Consider the following 18,773-nt stretch of genomic DNA (forward strand, 5'->3'; position numbering starts at 1 on the left):
GCGTCTCGCGGCCGCTGCTTCCCGCCCACGGCAGCCCACGGCCCCCGAGCCTGCAAAGCCCCCCCACCTGCCGCCGCCCCCCGCCCACCGGCCCCGCCTACCTCCGCACCCCGCCCACCCCATACGCCACCAGCCCCCCGGCCCCCAGCACCCCCGCCGTCCACGCCGCCCCCGGTGCCTCCGGAGCGGACAGCATCCAGGTCAGGACCTGCGTCGCGCCGTCCGGCGAGGGCGGCACGACGAAGGACACCGCCAGCCAGGCGAACGCCGGGAGCCACGCGTACTGCCTTCCGCACCACGCCGCCCCCAGCCCCACCAGCCCCATCAGCCCCGCCGCATCCCGCACGACCAATCCCACCGAAGTCTCCTGCCCGCTCAGCACCTGCACCCCCAGCAGCACCGCACCGGCCAGTACCCCGCCCAGCGCCAAGTGCGCCGCCCTGCGCGGGATCCAGGCCAGTGCCGCCGTGCGGTCGAGCGCGGGGTCCTGGCCGCCGAGGCCGACCGACACCGCCATCGCCGCCACCGTGAGGGCGAGCGCGGACAGGCGCGGGTCCGCCGGGCCGCCGTCCCCCTCACTGAATGCCCTGGTCAGGGCCCACATCGCCGCCGCCCCCGCCAGCAGCACGGCCAGCGTCGCAGGCACCTGGCGGGAGCGTGCGTACAGCGTCAGCCACCTCACCGCAGCGCACCGCCGTTGAGTACGGTCAGGGCGTCGCCCGAGCAGCTCACGGCGGCCGTGTGCGCCGCGCCGAGACGCTTCTGCTGCTCCGCACGCGGCAGCGCGCCGAACTTCTGCCACACCGCGACCGCCGGGTCCGGGAATCCCGCCAAGGGGTACGACGTCCCTTCGAGCGGCCGGAGTTCTTCGCCGAACGTCCACGCGACCGCGATCCGCTGCGCCGCCGCGTCCTCCTGCGTACCGCTCTCGGTCGCACTGCGCGGGTGGCACAGGGGGATCAGGCCCTGCGCCGTCAGGGCCCGGGTGAGCCGCTTGCCCTCGGCGGCGGTGTACATCGGGTCGTCGAAGTCCACGAGCACCGCGTCGCGCGGCCGTTCCGGCGTGGCGCTGAGCGCACGCGGGGCGACCCGCTCGCGGATCCCGGCCGGCGCCTGCGCGCCCAGGGTCAGGCGCAGCGCCCGCAGCGCCTCCTTGCCGGGAGCCGCCCAGGCGTCGAGCCGCGCCTGACGGGCCCTGGTCAGACAGACCTCGCCCTCGCACACCTGCGCCGCCGCCGCACGGTCCACGACGTACGTGTCACGGGCGTCGCCCGGCAGCAGCACCAGCGCCAGCGCCCCGCCCGCCACCAGCGGAACCAGGGCCAGCAGCCGGGCCCTCGCCCGTACGGCGACCAGCAGGCCGACCCCTGTCACGGCCAGGCCCAGCAGCCACAGCGTCTGCCCGAGGTGCACGGGCAGCGCGAGCGTGAGGAGCGTGTCGCGCACCTCCGCGACCCCCGGCGACAGCAGCGCGAGCGCGTTCGGCACACCGGAGACCGGTACCTCCGACTCCGAACTCTGGGTGTGGCGAAGGAAGTTGTTCGCGATCAGCGCCACCACGGCCAGCGCGGGCGGCGTGAGCACGGAAGGCAGCGCCCGCGCCACGCCCATGCCGAGCACGGCCCCCGCGCCGAGCGCCAGCGCACCCACCGCCGAAATGGGCAGCCAGGCAAGGGAGTTGTACGTCGTGTCGCCCGCCAGTACGCGCACCGCGCCGATCGCCACGAGCAGCCCGAATCCGACCACCAGCGTCAGTGCCATCGTGCCCGCGACGGCGGTGGCCCGGTGCCGCGCGGGCCGGGGCGTACTGGTCAGCAGCTCACCCATCGCCGAGCGGTGGTCGCGCAGCCCCTGGAGCGCACCGAGCCCGACCGCGAGCGGCCACAGGAAGAAGAGCGGATACCGGGTCCAGAACGCCATCGACGTCCACTGCCCGGTCCACGAGACGTTGTCGCTCGCCCACGCCCCGGGCAGGAGCAGCAGGAACGCGAGCGCCGCCACGAGGACGACGCCCCCGGCCCACGGGGCGACGGACCGTCGCAGTTCGATGCGGAGGATACGGGGATTCACCGGGTGCCTTTCGTTGATACGGGGGAGATGCGCAGGAGGGGGTGTACGGGTACGGCCATGGCCCAACGGGCCGTTGCGGCGCGTACGGGTGGGCCGGAACATGCGCCCGTCGCAGGCGCGGGGACGTCACTTGTGGGGGAGAGGGAGGTGGGGACTGGTGCGGCGGCTCTCGGTCTCACCGGCACTTCGGCCGCCCCGTCGGCCCGGCGCACGCCGAACTCCCGGGCGCCCCGCGCCGCGTGGCGGGTACGCGCGTCACCGGCCGATCCATGCCCGTACGTACGAATACGAAGAAGAAGAGCGCGTACGCAGAACCAGCCTTCACCGGCACCCTTCACGGGCACGGTCGGGGCACGCCCGCCGCCGACTCACCGTCGCGGCGGCACGGAGGGCGACCTCCGGCTGCCCCTCACCACGTCCCCTTCGTCGGCTCCGGGTCCGCCAGCAGCGCCGAGTAGCCGCGCTCCAGCGGGCTGTCGCCCACGTGCTCGGGGCCGCCCGCGGCGGCCAGTTCGGCCGGGGTGCCCTGGAACACGAGCCGCCCCTCCGCGAACAGCACCACGTCCGTGCATGCCGCCGCCACGTCCTCCACCAGGTGCGTCGACACGACCACGCACGCGTCCGTGCCCAGCTCCTGCAACAGCTCGCGGAACCGCAGCCGCTGCGCCGGGTCCAGGCCCACCGTCGGCTCGTCGAGCAGCAATACCGCAGGGTCGTTGACGATGGCCTGGGCGATGCCCGCCCGCCGCACCATCCCGCCCGACAGCGCCTTCATCCGTTCGTCGGCCCGGTCGGCGAGCCCGACCCGCTCCACCGCCCGCTGCACCGCACCCGGAATGTCCGCCTTCGGCACCTCCTTCAGCCATGCCATGTACTCCACGAACTCCCGCACCGTGAAGCGCTTGTAGTAGCCGAACTCCTGCGGCAGATACCCGATCCGCCGCCGCAGCGCCCGGTGTTCGCCGAGCCCCCCGACGGACTCCCCGAGCAGCTCCAGCTCGCCCCCGGCGGGCCGCAGCACGGTCGCCAGCGCGCGGATCAGGGTGGTCTTGCCGGCCCCGTTGGGCCCGAGGAGTCCGTGCACGCCGGTACCGAGCGAGAGGTCGAGCCCGTTCACCGCCATCCGGGTGCGCCCGGCCCGTACCTTCAGCCCACTGGCCCGGATCTCCCACGCGTACGTCGTCGGGGCGACATCGGCACTGCTCACTGCGGGCATGGCACGCTTCCTCTGCTCGTTGATCTCGTTGATCTCGTTGATCGAAGTCATTCGGGACAGGGGCTCGGGCTTCATCGGTGGGCCCCCAGCACCGTGTACGCGCCCCTGCGGGCGAACACGACCCCGGCACACAGCGCCAGGACCAGCCCCCACACGGGGAGCCCGTCCGCCTGGAGCGCGAAGGCCGTCCGGTGGGCGGCGAGGGTGGGCACCGCCACCACACCCGCCCACGCCACCACCAGCGCCACGGCGGCCCGGGTCACCCCGATCACCCCGCCGAGCGCCAGCGTCATCGAGGTGAACGCCAGGCACGGCAGCAGCCACTGCACGGCCATCACCCCTGTCGCCCACCCCCCGACCAGCAGCGCCGGAACCACCACGGCCAGCACGGACGCGGTGCGCCGCAGCACGAGCTGGAGCCCGGCGCGAGGGGTCGACGCGGTGAGTTCGTACGCCGGATCCAGCCCGCGCGACCAAGAGGCCGCCACCCCGCACACCGGCAGGACGGGCGCCAGCAACAGCACCCACGACACCTCACCGGACCCCGGCCCCACCACGTCCAGCACCCATGCCAGCACCGTCACGGCCAGCACCATCGCCAGCCACGGCGCCATCGCGGGCGTCGCCCACGCCGACCACCGCAGCCGACGCCGCCGCACCGGAGCGACGGCCTCCAATTCCGGTACGAGTCCGGCCCAGACGGCATCGGACAGCGCCGCCACCTCGGGCGCCGAGCCCGCCACGACGTCCGCCAGCCGCCCCCGGCACTCCGCACACCCCTCCAGGTGCGCCTCCACCGCCCACACCTCATCCGCAGCGAGCGCGCCCCCACCCCGCACGTATCCCTCAACCAGCCGCGCGGACGCATGCACGACCACCGGCCCGGCGCCTTCCTTGTCCCTCATGCCAGCGCCTTCCGCATCGCGATCCTGGCCCGTCGGGCACGGGTCTTGACCGTCCCCTCGGGCACCTTCAGCAGTACCGAGGTCTCCCGTACGGACAGCCCGTCCAGCACCATGGCCTGCAACACCTCCCGCAGTTCCGGGGCCAGGCAGCGCAGCGCGTCGCCGACGTCGCCGCCCACGCTGTCCCGCAGCGCCTCCTCCTCGGCGGCGGGCGCCACCGGCTGCGGGGCGGCCGCGAGCGGCGGCTCCGCGTGGTGCGCCCGGCGCCGGAACGCGTCGACGAGCCGCCGGGCCGCGATCGTCCAGAGCCAGCCCACGGCCGAACCCCCCACGCCGCTCCCCGCGAAGGAGCCCGCCGCCCGCCACACGGCCAGGTACGTCTCCTGCATCACCTCGGCGACGATCTGCTGATCGGCGCAGCGCCGCCCCAGCCGTACCGCCAGCCATGGCGACGTACGCCGGTACAGCTCCTCGAACGCGGCCCGGTCCCCCTTGGCCACGCGTCGGAGGAGACGCTCCTCGTCCAGTTCCTGCGGCGGTGCCGCCCCAACCCGTTTCACACCTGCTAGACGTACGGCATACGCTGCGGGTTTTCGGAATCGAGTGATCCGCGTCACAGGGTGGTGGCCGGTCCATTCCCCCGTCGGGTAGCGGATCGCTAGGATTCCGCTATGGCGACAACTCAGCTGAACGCCCGAGTGCCCGAGGAACTGGCCGCGCGCGTGCGCGCCTCCGCCTCCCGGGCCGGGATGAACCTCGGTGATTACGTCGCCTCCGTCCTGGAGGCGGACCAGGCCGCCGCATCGGGCGGCCCCGAACTCCGCGAGGCCCGGGCCCGGATGCACGCGGCGGCGGCCTACCGCAAGTGGCTGGCGGACGGCCGCCCGGAGACGGACGCGATGAGCCTGGACGAGGTCTTCGGCGACTGAGGCCGTGGGCGAGGGGGATGCAGTGAGACCCGTACTGCTGGTGGACGTCGACGGCCCGCTGAACCCCTACGCGGCGAAGCCGCAGCGGCGTCCCGAGGGGTACGAGTGAGTGTCTCGGCAGGCGGGATGCCGTGCGCTGGCGGGTGAGCCTCGTCCCTGCCCCGTCGGGGGATGTGCGGAGCCCCGTCGGGGAGATGTGCGGATCCGCTGTATGGGCGCGCCCGGCCACGACGCACCCGCACGGCACCCAGTCCGGGTACCCGGGGCGCCCCTTCAGGGGCGCGGGGAACTGCGCGACCAGCCACAACGCTCCCGCACGGAACCGTGCAATTGCCCCTGCGGGTTTAGGTGAAGGGGCGGGGCTGGGGACCCTGTTGCCCGGCAGGGCGGGGCTGAACGTGTGCCCGCTGCCGGGAGGCGATCCCGGAGGTCGGGCCAGTGCCGGATCGGGCCGGGGTCCGGTGTGCGAGCAGGGGCCGAGGTCCGTGCCCGAAGACGCGGACCCTCAGCCGGCCGGCAGCGTCGCGTGGACCTGGCGGAGGAAGGACGCGTTGTCCGGGGTGTGCCGGAGCTTGGTGAGGACCGTTTCGAGCAGTGAGTGACCCTCGCGGGACTGGAGTGCACGGCGCAGGCCCCGTACGGCCGCCAACTCGGCGGCCGGAAGCAGGAGTTCCTCCCGGCGCGTGCCGGACGGCGTGATGTCCACGGCCGGGAAGACCCGCCGGTCGGCGAGCGAACGGTCCAGCCGCAGCTCCATGTTGCCGGTGCTCTTCAGCTCCTCGAAGTAGTAGTCGTCGGCCCGCGAGCCCGTGTCGACCAAGGCGGTGGCCAGGATGGTCAGCGAACCCGCCTCCTCGGTCAGCCGCGCCGCGCCGAACAGCCGCTTCGGGCCCTGGAGGGCGGAGGCGTCGACGCCGCCGCTGAGCGTACGGCCGCCGGACGCGGCCGCGTTGTTGTGCGCCCGGCACAGCCGGGTCAGGGAGTCCAGCAGGATCACGACGTCGCGGCCGTCCTCGACCAGACGCTTGGCGCGCTCCACGGCCAGTTCGGCGAGCGCGATGTGCGCCTTGGCGGGCCGGTCGAAGGTCGACGCGTACACCTCGCCGCGCACGCTGCGCCGCATGTCGGTGACCTCCTCGGGGCGTTCGTCCAGCAGCACCACCATGAGGTGGGCCTCCGGGTGGTTGTCGGCGATGGACGCCGCCAACTGCTGGAGCAGTACGGTCTTCCCGGTCTTCGGCGGCGCGACGATCAGCCCGCGCTGGCCCTTGCCGACCGGGGCGACCAGGTCGACGACCCGCGGCCCTAGCGCACCGGGCGCACCCTCCAGGTGCAGCCGCTCGCGCGGGTGCAGAGGGGTGAGGTCACGGAAGTGGGGGCGGCGGCGGGCAGCGTCGGCCGGTGCGCCGTTGACGAGGTCGACCTCGGCGAGCACGCGGGGCCTGCCGCAGGTGCCGGTCACCAAGTCGCCCTTGCGCAGGGCGAGTCGGCGGATGAGGGAGGCGGGGACCTGGACGTCGTGCGGGGCGGCTTCGAGGTTCGCCCCGCGCAGGAAGCCGTGGCTGCCGGAGCCGCTCCCGGCCAGGTCGAGGATGCCTGCGGCCGTGGTGGCGGCGGGCTCGGTGGTGTGAGGGGTTTCGAGTGTGGTGGTCATGGGGGTTCGGTCCTTTCGCGGACGCGGGAGTTGAGGGAAGTGCTGGGGGAGGGGCCCGGTGATGTGGGCTGATCGGCGCACAGGTCCATGGGTGGACGGCGCGGATGCCCCGGGCGAAGAACGGCAGGGGAGCGAACCCCTGCGGAAGTGAGAAACGGGTGCCGCCCCGGAAACCGGATGTCGGGGGCTGCGAGGGCCAGGACGTAAGAAGAACGTCCGGCGACAGATCATGCACCGGCGCCACAGAAGGGCGAGAAGCGATGCAGCCGCAATGTACCACGCCCGGCGGCCTCCCGGACACCCCCTTCTTTTCGGGCCCCTCCGCCCTGCGCCCGTGCCGGGGACCGGGCCCGCACAAGCGCCCCGGACCGCCCCCGGCCCCCGCCCCCTATGCTGAGCCCGGTGTTCACCCCCCAGGGCCCCACCCTCCGCGAGCTCGCCGTCCAGGCGCTCTCCTCCGTCGAGCACGGCTACGACCTGCTCGCCCCGAAGTTCGACCACACCCCCTTCCGCACCCCCGACGCGGTCCTCGCCCCCGTGACGGACCTCCTGCGCCGCCTCGGCCCCTTCGACGCCGGGCTCGACGTCTGCTGCGGCACCGGCGCGGGGGCCGGTGTCCTCCAGGAGGTCTGCCGCGAGCAGGTGACCGGCGTCGACATCAGCACCGGAATGCTCGACGTCGCCCGCCGCCGCACCCCGGGCCCCGTCCCCGCCCACTGGGTACGCGGTGACGCGCTCGCCCTCCCCTTCGGCCCGGTCTTCGACCTCGCCGTCAGCTTCGGGGCGTTCGGCCATTTCCTGCCCGCCCAGCGCCCCGCCCTCTTCGCCCAGGTCCACGGCGCGCTGCGCCCGGGCGGCCGGTTCGCGTTCCCGCTGCCGGCCCCGGCCCGCCCCGGTTCGTACGTCCATCTGGCGATGCTCGGGTTCGACGCCGTGATGCGGGTCCGCAACGCGCTCTGGCGGCCGCCGTTCGTCATGTACTACCGCGGCTTCACGCTCGCCGACGTCACCGCCGAACTCTCCGCAGCGGGCTTCGCCGTCGAGACGTACGCACTGGACGGACTCGGCCGCCGCGACGACGGAACCCCCCGGTGCCGCATGGTGGTCGCCACCCGCCTCCCGTAGGGGCAACAGGCCCTCGGCCCGGCGCGCTACCTTTCACGCCATGTGCATCTCAACCGGCCAGGCCGAGTTTTCCGGAACGACCGTGTACTGCGGGCGGCAGCACCACCCCGAGCACGGGCTCATCCACGTGCTGGGCTACCAGAACACCGCCGTCAGCCTGGCCGTCGGACCGAACGCCATGCTCCTGCACCTGCCGACCCGTCACCTGACCCCCGAGCACTTCCTGCCCGTCGGGCACTCCGACGACGTCCTGCAACGCATGGTCGACGCCGTACGGCCGGTGGACGTCTCTGCGGACGGGATCGACTGGATGGGGTGGGAGCCGACGCCGTCCGTACGGGTCTTCGAGCACGACGTCTACACCGTGCTCCTGGCCGACGACCCCACTCAGATCCCGACCGCCCTGTGGCGGGTGCCGTCGTACCGGCGGCCCGAGATCGACCCGGAGCTGCTGAGCTTCTACGCCGAGCACTTCCCCGACCACACCATCGCCCTGTGCTGCTTCTCCAACACCGACGCGCGCCGGGCCAAGCCGCTCCTGCTCTGGTACGAGCCGCTGGACCCCGACCGGCTGACCGTGCCCGCCCTGGACAGCCACACCGGCGGCACGCCGGACCTGGACGCGCCGGTGCCCGTCGACCACTGGGTGCTGTTCGCCAGCGACGAGGCGCCGGACGGCTGGGGTGAGCCCGTGGAGTATCCGACGGGCATGCGCGAGCGGCTGCGTGCCTTCCTCCCCGCCAGGGTCGTGGGCCGCCGCTTCGACGAGGACCAGGACCTCCCCAACGGCGACTTCACCGTCTCCCACGCCGACCTGCTCGCCTGCGACGGCGACCTGGACCGCGTCGAGCGCCTGCGGCCGACCGGGGAGAGGTGCGCACTGCCGGTGATGTGAGCTCCGGATAAAAACCCGGGGATGCGGATGCATTGCCGCGCGAAAGCAGGGCACTCGGAGGTGGCAGGACGAAGGCCCAACCGTGGGTCGCACGCGTTGGTAGAGAGAAGAGAGTGGAACCGCGATGATTGTTCTTGGTGTCATCCTGCTCCTCATCGGAGTGTTGGCCGGAATATCGATTCTGACGACCGTGGGCGGAATCCTCGTCGTAGTCGGTGCGGTCCTGTGGATTCTCGGTGCGACCGGGCGCGCGGTCGGCGGGCGCAAGCACTATTTCTGACCGGCCCGGTGCTGATTGATTAGGCCGGAAAAGCAGAAGTGCCGTGGGTGGGCAAGCCTTTTGACAGGCTTGCCCACCCACGGCACTTTTTTGTGGGGCGGGCCGGGTGATTTCTCCCCCGCATTCCCCCTTACGAGTCGAAGACCACCCTGACCACGCCCCGCACCACCCGTACCACCGCGCCGACCACCATCCGCAGAATCCCCTCGGCGGCACCCGCCGTGATCAGTTCGGCGCCGATCTCGGCGACGTCGTCCGACACGCCCTCGCGCCGGCACGGCCGGGTCCGGCACACCCGGCGCAGTGGTCCCTGCACCGGCCTTCCGCAACGCCTGCACTTACGGCCACGGTCGAACATGGTCGTCCCCCTTGATCATTCGCCTTCTGTACGGGGGATGACGCGGCCGGGCGCGAAGGAGTTGCCCGTCCGTACCACCGTTACAGCATTTCGAGCGGCTGCTTGCGTACGGGCGCGGGGAACGCGGTGTCGAGTGCCGTCAGGTCCGCGTCGGTGAGCGTGAGGCCGAGGGCCGCGTGGTTGTCCTCGACGTGCGCGACGGTGGAGGCCTTCGGGATGGCGATGACGTTGTCGTCGCGCAGCACCCAGGCGAGCGCGACCTGGAGCGGGGTCGCCCCGTGCGCCTCCGCCACCGACTCCAGCACCGGGTGCCCCAGGAGTCGCCCCTGTTCCAACGGGGAGTAGGCCATCACCGGGACCGAGCGCTTGCGGCACCAGGGGAGGAGGTCGTACTCCGGGCCCCGGCGGGTGAGGTTGTAGAGGATCTGGTTGGTCTCGGGGAGGTCGCCCGCGGGGAGTTCCTCCAGGTCGTCGACGTCCAGGTTGCTCACGCCCCACGCGCCGATACTGCCGTCGCTCACCAGGCCTTCGAGCGCCTCGACGGTCTCGGCCAGCGGGATGCCGCCGCGCCAGTGCAGCAGGTACAGGTCGATGCGGTCCGTGCCGAGGCGGCGCAGGCTCGCCCGGCAGGCGTCGACGGTGCCGCGCGAGTCGGCGTTCGAGGGCAGCACCTTGCTGACGAGGAACACCTCGTCGCGGCGGCCCCGGATCGCCTCGCCGACCAGCTCCTCGGAGGCGCCGCCGCCGTACATCTCGGCGGTGTCGATCAGGGTCATGCCGAGGTCGATGCCCCGGCGCAGCGCGGCGAGCTCGTCGGCGCGCCGCGTAAGGCTGTCGCCCATGTACCACGTCCCCTGGCCCAGGGCGGGCACGCTCGCGCCGGAGGGGAAGGTCACGGTCCTGGCCGCTGTCATGGTGGGTACCTCAATCTGCTCGTACGGGTGTTGCTGGTGTCGCGCCCATGACGGGCACCCCACCATGCGGGGCGGGCCGGGCACAAATGCGTGTGCCGTGGGCGGGCAAAACGGCACTTGGCGCGATGATTCGGGCAAAACTCTCCTTCTTGCCCCACCCGCCGTGTGGAAGGACCCCGATGAACGAGCACCGTGCGCGCAGCCGTGCCCCCGACCGAGCTGCGAACCCGGGCCTCCGAAGACCCTGCGCCCTCGGCGCCGCGCTCCTCGGGGCCGTCCTCGCCCTCACCGGATGCGGCGGTGACGCGGGCTCCGGCGGGAGTGCCTCCGCGCGGCCCGTTGTCACCGTCTGGGCCGACGACCAACGTGCCGCCGCCCTCAAGGACTTCGCCCGCACCTTCGGCGAGAAGTACGGGGCGAGAGTGTCCGTGCAGGCCGTGTCGAAGGACCTGCAGACGAACTTCGTCACCGCCTCCCAGGCCGGCGAGGGCCCCGATGTCGTCGTCGGCGCCAACGACTGGATCGGCAACCTCGTCCAGAACGGTGCCATCGACCCCGTACGCCTGAGCACGAGTCAGCGCGACTCCCTCGAACCGCGCGCCGTCAAGGCTGTCACCTTCAACGGCCAGACGTACGGAATGCCGTACGCGCTCGAAAACGTCGCCCTCATCCGCAACACCGCCCTCGTCCCCGACGCCCCCGCCACCATCGAGGAGGCCGTCGCCGTCGGGCAGCGGCTGAAGGGGGAGGGCAAGGTCAGCGAGATCATGTCCGTCCCGGTGGGGCAGGCGGGGGACGCGTATCACGCGTACGCGCTCTATTCGCAGGCCGGGGGCTATCTCTTCGGGCGCGACGCCCAGGGCGAGTACAACCCCGCCGACCTCGGCCTCGGCACGGAAGCCTCCGTGCGGGCGCTGGAGAAGTTCCGTGCGCTGGGGGAGAAGGGGGTGGGTGCGCTCAAGCGGACCATCGGCCCCGACAACGCCATTCCCACCTTCACCACCGGCAAGGCCCCGTTCCTGATTTCCGGGCCGTGGGCGGTGCCCGACATCAAGAAGGCGGGGATCGCGTACGACATCCAGGCCGTGCCCCGATTCGAGGGGACGGGAGGGAAGGGCGGGCCGTTCATCGGCGTACAGGCCTTCTACGTGGCCGCCAAGGCGAAGAACAAGGCGCTCGCCCAGGAGTTCGTCGCCCAGGCCGGAGGCAGTGAGCGGACCGCCATCGCCCTCACCGAGGCCAACCCGCGACCGCCCGCCCTCAAAGCGGCCCTCGCCCACTTCAAGGACAGCAACCCGGACCTGGGCAAGTTCCTCGCCGCAGGGGCCGACGGGGTGATTCAGCCCGCCATTCCGCAGATGAACGTCGTGTGGGACCCCTTCGGCAAGGCCGAGGCGGCGATCATCGGCGGCGCGCCGGTGCGCTCCACGGTCGTCTCCCTCACCCGGGCGGTCGCCGGGCAGATCGGCCTCGACCCGGACAAGGCCGTCCGCTTCGCCGGTGCACCGGCAACGACCAACCACCCCGCCGCCGGCAAGGACTGACCGCCGATGACCGTCCCGCCCCGCAAGCCTCTCGGCAACCCTCTCGGCACCCCCCTCGGCAGCGCCGGAGTTCTCGCCAAGGCCCTCCTGCTCGGTCTCGCCCTCGCGCTCGCGATCTGGGGCGCGTTCCCCCTGGTCGAACACCGCGACTGGCTCGCCCTCGCCGTCCTCGTCGCCGCCACCGTCCTGATCTTCTGGGGCTACCTCTCCCCGCGCCGCATCCCGGCCAAGTACCTGCTCCCCGGCACCGTCTTCCTCATCGCCTTCCAGGTGCTGCCGATCCTGTACACGGTCTCCACCGCCTTCACCAACTTCGGCGACGGCCACCGGGGCAGCAAGGAGTCCGCGATCCACAGCATCGAGGAGGCCTCCGTCTCCCCGGTGCCCGGCACCCCCGACTACCGGCTCAACCTCGCCGTCCCGCAAGGGAGTTCACCCGCCGACGGCCCTCTGGTCCTGGTCCTCACCGACCCCGCCACCGGCAAGGAGCGCGCCGCCCGCGCCGACACGGGCACCGTCACCGACCTCCCTTCCCGGGCCACCCTCACCGTCCTGACCGACCCCCAGGCCGCCCGCCGGGGGGCCGAGCTCGCCGCCCTGCGCATCGCCGACGGCCCGGGCCACATCCGTACCGAAGGACTGGAACGCGCCTACGTCGGCGCACCCGCCCGCAGCTACGACGCCTCCTCCGACACCCTGCGCGACGCCACGACCGGCACCGTCTGGAAGGCCGACGGCACCACCGGCACCTTCGTCACCGACGACGGCGAGCGCATCAGCTCCGGCTGGCGGGTCGGCGTCGGCCTGGGGAACTTCGCCGACGTCCTCACCAACCCCACCATCAGCCGTTACTTCGGCCAGACCCTGCTGTGGAACATCGCCTTCGCCGTCCTCACCGTACTGATCACCTTCGTCCTCGGACTGTTCGTGGCGCTCTCGCTGCACCACCCGAGGATGCGCGGCCGCTGGTTCTACCGGGCGCTGCTGATCCTCCCGTACGCCATGCCCGCCTTCGCGATGCTCATGGTCTGGGCGGACATGTTCAACAAGGACTTCGGCCTGATCAACCGGCTCTTCGGGCTCGACGTCAACTGGCTCGGCGAGCCCTGGACGGCACGGGCCGCCGTGCTGCTCGTACAGCTGTGGATGGGCTACCCGTACATGTTCCTGGTCGCCACCGGGGCGCTCCAGGCCGTGCCGGACGAGGTCAAGGAAGCGGCCAGGGTGGACGGGGCCGGGCGCTGGACCATCCTGCGCAAGGTCACCCTGCCGCTGGTGCTGGTCGCGCTGTTCCCGCTGCTCATCGCCTCCTTCGCGTTCAACTTCAACAACTTCAACGCCATCTACCTCACCACCGCCGGCGGCCCCTTCCCGCCGGACAGCCCGATGGCGGGGGCCACCGACCTGCTCATCACGTACACCTACCGACTCGCCTTCGGCGGCCAGGGTGCCCAGTACGGGCTCGCGGCGGCGATCTCGCTGTTCATCTTCGTCATCGTCGCGGTGATCTCCCTGGTCAGCTTCCGCCGCGCCCGCGCCATGGAAGAGGTCAACGGCTGATGTCCCGGTCAAGAGAAGAGGTCAACGGCTGATGGCCACGCCCATTCCCCCCGCCGTACCGCATCCCACCGGACCGTCGCCGTCCCGCCGCCGGGGCGGCGTCGCCCACCGGGTCGGCTGGTGGCGGCACGCCGTCGCGCTGCTCTGCGCGGTCTTCGCCCTGATCCCGATCGTCTTCGTCGTCTCCGCCGCGTTCAACCCGCGCGGCACCCTCGGCTCCACCACCCTGTGGCCATCGGGCGCGGGACTGGAGAACTTCCGCAAGCTGTTCACCTCGACCGACTACGGGCGCTGGTTCGGCAACTCGCTGCTGATCTCCGCCGCCGCCGGAGCCCTGTCGATGTTCGCCTCCGCCTGCGGGGCGTACGCCTTCTCCCGGTTCCGCTTCCGGGGGCGGCGGGCGGGCATGACCGGGCTGCTGCTGGTGCAGATGTTTCCGCAGTTCCTCGCCGTGGTGGCGATCTACCTGATGTTCACCTGGATCACCGCCCGCTACCCGGGCATCGGCTTCAACACCTCATGGGCGCTGATCCTGCTCTACATGGGCGGCGCGCTCGGCGCCAACACCTGGCTGATGAAGGGCTTCTTCGACACCGTCCCGAAGTCCCTCGACGAGTCCGCGAAGGTCGACGGCGCCTCCCACGCGCAGGTCTTCTTCACCATCATGCTGCCGCTGGTCTCGCCCGTCCTCGCGGTGACCGGCCTGCTCAGCTTCATCGGCACCATGAACGAGTTCCTGCTCGCCAACATCTTCCTCACCGACCCCGAGGCCAAGACCCTCGCCGTCGGCCTCTACGGAATGATCCAGGAAGGCAACCGGGACGCCAACTTCGGCCTGTTCTGCGCCGGTTCGCTCCTGATGGCGATCCCCATCGTCGCCCTCTTCCTCTACCTCCAGCGCTTCATCGTCTCCGGCCTCACCTCCGGCGCGGTCAAGGGCTGACCCTCCGTCACGTGCCTGTTCTCGTACGGGCACACGTGCCTGTTCCTCTCGTACGGGCACGAGCGCACCCGCACCCCCCACCGCCCCGAAAGGCGCACCCCCCTCCATGAACCACCCCGCCCCCCGCACCCCCTGGTGGCGCGACGCCGTGATCTACCAGGTCTACATCCGCAGCTTCGCCGACGGGAACGGCGACGGCATCGGCGACATCGCCGGACTCCGCACCCGCCTGCGACACCTCCGCGACCTGGGCGTAGACGCCCTGTGGATCAACCCCTGGTACGCGTCGCCGCAGGTCGACGCCGGTTACGACGTCAGCGACTACCGGCAGATCGACCCCGCCTTCGGCACCCTCACCGAGGCCGAGGACTTCCTCGCCGAGGCCCACGCGCACGGGCTGCGGGTCCTCGTCGACCTGGTCCCCAACCACACCTCCGACCAGCACCGCTGGTTCCGCCAGGCGCTCGCGGCCGGCCCCGGATCCGCCGCGCGCGCCCGCTACCACTTCCACGAGGGCCGCGGCGCCCACGGCGAACTCCCGCCCAACAACTGGCAGTCCATCTTCGGCGGCCCCGCCTGGACCCGCGTCCCCGACGGCCAGTGGTACCTGCACCTCTTCGCATCCGCCCAGCCCGACCTCAACTGGGACCACCCCGAGGTGCGGGCCGAGTTCGAGGACATCCTGCGCTTCTGGCTCGACCGGGGCGCCGACGGCTTCCGCATCGACGTCGCCCACGGCCTCACCAAGGACCCTGCCCTGCCCGACCTGGCCGAGACCGACACCGAAATGCTCGGCTCCGCCCAGGCCGCCGACCACCCCTACTTCGACCGCGACGCCACCCTCGCCATCTACGAGACCTGGCGCAGAATCACCGACTCCTACGACGGCGAACGCATCTTCGTCGCAGAGGCCTGGGTCTCCTCGCCCGAACGCATGGCCCGCTACCTCACCCCCGGCCGCCTCCACACCGCCTTCAACTTCGGCCTGCTGGGCTGTCCTTGGGACGCCCCCGCGCTGCGACGCGAGATCGACGCCACCTTCACCGCCCTCGCGGCGACGGACTCCCCGCCCACCTGGGTGCTGTCCAACCACGACGTCGTACGCCATCTCACGCGGTACGCACGGGAGTTGACGTCCCTCGCCGACGCCAAGCGTGCCTACGGCCAACCCGCCGACCTGGCACTCGGCCTGCGCAGGGCCAGGGCCGCCGCCCTGCTCAGCCTCGGCCTGCCCGGCGGGGCGTACGTCTACCAGGGCGAGGAACTGGGCCTCGAAGAGGTCGAGGACCTCCCCGAAGAGGTCTGGCAGGACCCCTCCCGGCTGTGGGCCGACCACACCGACCCGGTCCGCGACGGCTGCCGGGTCCCCCTGCCGTGGAGCGGTGAGGCGGCCCCGTTCGGCTTCTCGCCGCCCGACGCCCACACCGCGCCGTGGCTGCCGCAGCCCGCCGCCTGGAAGGACCGTACGGCGGAGGCCCAACTCGGCGATCCCGCCTCGACGTTGGAGTTCTACCGCGAGGCGCTGCGGCTGCGCCGGGCGCTGCCGGACCTGGGGGAGGGGCCGATGGAGTGGCTGCCCTCGGACGACGGGGTCCTCGCCTTCCGGCGGGGTGAGGGGGTCATCGTGGTCGTCAACACCTCCTCACGGCTCTGTGCGCTCCCCGCACACGGTGAAGTCCTTTTGTCCTCCGGCCCGTTGGAGGGCGACGGGCTGCCGGGGGACACGGCGGTGTGGCTGGCGGGGTGAGGTGTGGCGGGGTGCCCCGATGCAGGTCGGGGCACCCACGTCAGTCGGGCAGCCGCTCACCCGTCACGTCCGAGAACAGATGCAGCTCGTCCTGACGCGGAATGACCCGGATCGTCTGGTCCCGCAGCCCGCTCTCCCGCCCGAACGTCCTTACCGTGAGCGGGGTTTGGCCCCCGCCCTCGACCTCCATGTTCCCGTACGCGAACCCGTCCGACCCCAACTCCTCCACGGTGAAGAAGGTGACCGGGAGGCCCTTGTCGCTGTGCTTGGCGTGGAAGTCGAGGTGCTCGGGCCGGATGCCGATGGTCACCGTCGGCCCGCCCGCCGCCGCCCGGGCCTCCGGGCTGATGGCCAGCACGCTGCCGCCGAAGTGGATGCCGTCCTCGTGCAGCGGCAGGGAGATCAGGTTCATGGCGGGAGAGCCGATGAAACCCGCGACGAACTTGTTCGCCGGGCGGTCGTACATGGTGCGCGGCGAATCGACCTGCTGGAGCAGACCGTCCTTCAGTACGGCGACCCGGTCGCCCATCGTCATCGCCTCGACCTGGTCGTGCGTCACGTACACGGTGGTGGTGGCCAGCCGCCGCTGGAGGTTGGCGATCTCGGCGCGGGTCTGCACCCGGAGCTTGGCGTCCAGGTTCGACAGCGGCTCGTCCATCAGGAACACCTGCGGCTCGCGCACGATCGCCCGCCCCATCGCCACCCGCTGCCGCTGTCCGCCGGAGAGGGCCTTCGGCTTCCGGTCCAGGAATTCGGTCAGCCCGAGAATCTTCGCGGCCTCCGCCACCCGCCGGGCGATCTCCGACTTCTCCACCTTGGCGATCTTCAGAGCGAAACCCATGTTCTGGGCGACGGACATGTGCGGATAGAGCGCGTAGTTCTGGAACACCATCGAGATGTCCCGGTCCTTCGGCGGCAAATGGGTGACGTCCCGCCCGCCGATGGAAAGCGTGCCGCTGGAAACGTCCTCAAGGCCGGCCAGCATGCGGAGCGTCGTCGACTTCCCGCACCCGGAGGGCCCCACCAGCACAAGGAACTCACCGTCCTCGATATGCAGATCGAGCGAATCCACGGAGGGCCGTTCGGCGCCCGGATAGATACAGGTGGTCTTGTCGAACGTGATCTCTGCCATGAGTGCGTCGTCCCTGTTCACCGGCGGTACGTGCCGGACGATCCGAGTGGGGAGGGGTACGGGCCGGAATTCCCGAAACCGCGTATTCGGCCTCACCCTGCAAGGCGCCTGACCAATTGTCAAAGACCCGGCGCGGGGAATTCCGCTGTGCAATAGGGTGTCTGTGTATTCCCGTTAATTCCCGGGCCGGGAGTCCCCCTTGCTCCGGGAGCGGCAATTCGGTTTCGGCGCCGAGGCGCACGGCCTCTTCGGGGCTTCGGGGCCGCCCCCTCCCCCCCTTTCCCCCCGCCCCCTTGGGCGGCGGGGCCGCCCCCCCGGGGGCGGAACGGGCGGGCAAGGGGGCGGTACGCCCGATCCGGGCCCGCCCCGGTACCGGTCCCTGCCCGCACCTTCCGTGCCGGGTGCGCTCGGCCCGGGGCCCTCGGGGCGCCTGCCCGTGCCGGGCACGTGAAGCCCCCGGCCCGCCGGGCCAAAGGGTCCCCAGCCCCGCCCCTTCACCTAAACCCGCAGGGGCATGGGACCGGTTCCGTGCGGGAGCGTCGTGGCTGAGCGCGCAGTTCCCCGCGCCCCTGAAGGGGCACGGATAAGCGGCCGGTCGTGCCCGCGCGGCGGAGCCGCACATCGAATACAGCCCCGCGCCCCTGACGGGGCACGGCAAGAGCGTGCCCGGCACCGGAAGGTCGAGCCCGCGCACCCCCTGCCCGCAGCCGCCCGCACCCCGACCGACATGATGAGCACCATGAACCACCGCACCCGCACCACCCGCCTGCTCCTCGCCGCCGCCCTGCTGCCGCTGCTCACCTCGTGCGGCCTCACCGGGGTCCTGTCGCCCGCGGAGGTGCGGGGGGAGGCCGTCGACGACGGGAAGGCCGCGAGCGGGGCGGTCGACTGCGCCAAGGCGAAGTGCGTGGCGCTCACCTTCGACGGCGGTCCCAGCGCCCCCACGCCGAAGGCCCTCGACGTACTGAAGGAGCAGAAGGTGCCGGCGACCTTCTTCCTCCAGGGGAAGGGGCACACCGACACCTATCCGCAGACCGTGACCCGCATGGCGAAGGAAGGCCACGAGGTCGCGAACCACACCTGGTCGCACAAGAACCTCACCGAGCTGACCCCGGACCAGATCCGGGCCGAGATCGAGCCGGTGCAGAAGGACATCGAGAAGGCGACCGGCAAGGCCCCCACCCTGATGCGCCCGCCGGGCGGTGCCACCAGCAACGACGTCTCCGAAGTGCTCGGGGAGATGGGTCTTGCCCAGATCCTGTGGAGCGTCACCGCGAAGGACTTCCAGGTCAAGGACCCGGCGGAGGTCAAGAAGCGGGTGCTGGAGCAGACCAAGCCGGACGGCATCATCCTGCTGCACGAGCGCTACCCCGGTACGATCCCCGCGCTCCCCGGCATCATCGGCGAGCTGCGCAAGCAGGGCTACACGTTCGTGACGGTCTCCCAGCTCATGTCCCCGGCGAAGCCCGAGGCCGGAGAGGTCTACCGCCCCTGACCGGTG

General features: G+C 71.9%; 18 protein-coding genes. 9 read left to right on the plus strand and 9 right to left on the minus strand.

Annotation, left to right across the window (positions count from 1 at the left end):
* Positions 1 to 97: 97 nt before the first annotated feature.
* From IE269_RS22240 to IE269_RS22260, 5 genes are all read right to left on the minus strand, one after another.
* On the minus strand, positions 98 to 682 hold the full coding sequence (locus IE269_RS22240) for a hypothetical protein (protein ID WP_189824841.1): 585 nt from the start codon (positions 680 to 682) through the stop codon (positions 98 to 100).
* Entirely contained in the window at positions 679 to 2,070 is a 1,392-nt protein-coding gene (locus tag IE269_RS22245) for a hypothetical protein (protein ID WP_189824842.1), read from the minus strand. The genes IE269_RS22240 and IE269_RS22245 overlap by 4 nt, the downstream gene beginning before the upstream one ends.
* A 409-nt stretch (positions 2,071 to 2,479) precedes the next feature.
* Positions 2,480 to 3,286: an ABC transporter ATP-binding protein gene (locus IE269_RS22250; RefSeq protein WP_189825056.1), complete on the minus strand. Its 807-nt coding sequence runs from the start codon at positions 3,284 to 3,286 to the stop codon at positions 2,480 to 2,482.
* A 71-nt stretch (positions 3,287 to 3,357) separates the two neighbouring features.
* Entirely contained in the window at positions 3,358 to 4,191 is an 834-nt protein-coding gene (locus IE269_RS22255) for a zf-HC2 domain-containing protein (protein WP_189824843.1), read from the minus strand.
* The gene (locus IE269_RS22260) at positions 4,188 to 4,691 is read right to left on the minus strand and encodes an RNA polymerase sigma factor (RefSeq protein ID WP_229898060.1); all 504 of its coding nucleotides are present in this window, start codon (positions 4,689 to 4,691) and stop codon (positions 4,188 to 4,190) included. The genes IE269_RS22255 and IE269_RS22260 overlap by 4 nt, the downstream gene beginning before the upstream one ends.
* A gap of 171 nt (positions 4,692 to 4,862) precedes the next feature.
* On the opposite strand from IE269_RS22260, the gene IE269_RS22265 reads away from it, so the two are divergent.
* Complete coding sequence (locus IE269_RS22265; RefSeq protein WP_189824845.1) at positions 4,863 to 5,120, plus strand: hypothetical protein; 258 nt, start codon at positions 4,863 to 4,865, stop codon at positions 5,118 to 5,120.
* 505 nt (positions 5,121 to 5,625) lie between these two features.
* Here IE269_RS22265 and rho read toward each other — a convergent pair.
* Positions 5,626 to 6,774, minus strand: a complete 1,149-nt coding sequence (gene rho / locus IE269_RS22270; protein ID WP_189824846.1) for a transcription termination factor Rho — start codon at positions 6,772 to 6,774, stop codon at positions 5,626 to 5,628.
* A 402-nt stretch (positions 6,775 to 7,176) separates the two neighbouring features.
* On the opposite strand from rho, the gene IE269_RS22275 reads away from it, so the two are divergent.
* The 3 genes from IE269_RS22275 (at position 7,177) to IE269_RS22285 (ending at position 9,074) form a co-directional block, all read left to right on the plus strand.
* Positions 7,177 to 7,899, plus strand: a complete 723-nt coding sequence (locus IE269_RS22275; protein WP_189824847.1) for a class I SAM-dependent methyltransferase — start codon at positions 7,177 to 7,179, stop codon at positions 7,897 to 7,899.
* A 40-nt stretch (positions 7,900 to 7,939) separates the two neighbouring features.
* Positions 7,940 to 8,794 (plus strand): hypothetical protein, encoded by an 855-nt coding sequence (locus IE269_RS22280; RefSeq protein WP_189824848.1) that lies wholly within the window; start codon positions 7,940 to 7,942, stop codon positions 8,792 to 8,794.
* 124 nt (positions 8,795 to 8,918) lie between these two features.
* Positions 8,919 to 9,074, plus strand: coding sequence for a DUF6131 family protein (locus IE269_RS22285; RefSeq protein WP_189824849.1), 156 nt, complete (start codon positions 8,919 to 8,921; stop codon positions 9,072 to 9,074).
* A 130-nt stretch (positions 9,075 to 9,204) separates the two neighbouring features.
* Here IE269_RS22285 and IE269_RS43270 read toward each other — a convergent pair whose 3' ends face one another.
* Together IE269_RS43270 and IE269_RS22290 are read right to left on the minus strand one after the other, a co-directional pair.
* Positions 9,205 to 9,336, minus strand: coding sequence for a hypothetical protein (locus tag IE269_RS43270; RefSeq protein WP_268253615.1), 132 nt, complete (start codon positions 9,334 to 9,336; stop codon positions 9,205 to 9,207).
* A gap of 176 nt (positions 9,337 to 9,512) precedes the next feature.
* A complete protein-coding gene (locus tag IE269_RS22290; protein WP_189824850.1) occupies positions 9,513 to 10,346 on the minus strand; it encodes an aldo/keto reductase in 834 nt (277 codons plus the stop codon).
* A gap of 179 nt (positions 10,347 to 10,525) precedes the next feature.
* Here IE269_RS22290 and IE269_RS22295 point away from each other — a divergent pair, with 179 nt between their 5' ends.
* From IE269_RS22295 to IE269_RS22310, 4 genes are all read left to right on the plus strand, one after another.
* Positions 10,526 to 11,890 (plus strand): sugar ABC transporter substrate-binding protein, encoded by a 1,365-nt coding sequence (locus IE269_RS22295; protein WP_189824851.1) that lies wholly within the window; start codon positions 10,526 to 10,528, stop codon positions 11,888 to 11,890.
* A 6-nt stretch (positions 11,891 to 11,896) separates the two neighbouring features.
* Positions 11,897 to 13,450, plus strand: coding sequence for an ABC transporter permease subunit (locus IE269_RS22300; protein ID WP_189824852.1), 1,554 nt, complete (start codon positions 11,897 to 11,899; stop codon positions 13,448 to 13,450).
* 31 nt (positions 13,451 to 13,481) lie between these two features.
* Positions 13,482 to 14,393 carry a sugar ABC transporter permease gene (locus IE269_RS22305; protein WP_189824853.1) on the plus strand — a complete coding sequence of 304 codons (912 nt, stop codon included), beginning with the start codon at positions 13,482 to 13,484 and terminating at the stop codon, positions 14,391 to 14,393.
* Between the two features lie 106 nt (positions 14,394 to 14,499).
* The gene (locus tag IE269_RS22310; protein ID WP_189824854.1) at positions 14,500 to 16,140 is read left to right on the plus strand and encodes a glycoside hydrolase family 13 protein; all 1,641 of its coding nucleotides are present in this window, start codon (positions 14,500 to 14,502) and stop codon (positions 16,138 to 16,140) included.
* A 40-nt stretch (positions 16,141 to 16,180) separates the two neighbouring features.
* On the opposite strand, the gene IE269_RS22315 is transcribed toward IE269_RS22310, so the two are convergent.
* A complete protein-coding gene (locus tag IE269_RS22315; protein WP_189824855.1) occupies positions 16,181 to 17,272 on the minus strand; it encodes an ABC transporter ATP-binding protein in 1,092 nt (363 codons plus the stop codon).
* A gap of 739 nt (positions 17,273 to 18,011) precedes the next feature.
* On the opposite strand from IE269_RS22315, the gene IE269_RS22320 reads away from it, so the two are divergent.
* Positions 18,012 to 18,767 carry a polysaccharide deacetylase family protein gene (locus IE269_RS22320; protein WP_229898062.1) on the plus strand — a complete coding sequence of 252 codons (756 nt, stop codon included), beginning with the start codon at positions 18,012 to 18,014 and terminating at the stop codon, positions 18,765 to 18,767.
* Positions 18,768 to 18,773: the final 6 nt, after the last annotated feature.

The sequence above is a fragment of the Streptomyces spiroverticillatus genome (assembly GCA_014650415.1).
In the GTDB taxonomy this organism is placed as follows: domain Bacteria; phylum Actinomycetota; class Actinomycetes; order Streptomycetales; family Streptomycetaceae; genus Streptomyces; species Streptomyces spiroverticillatus.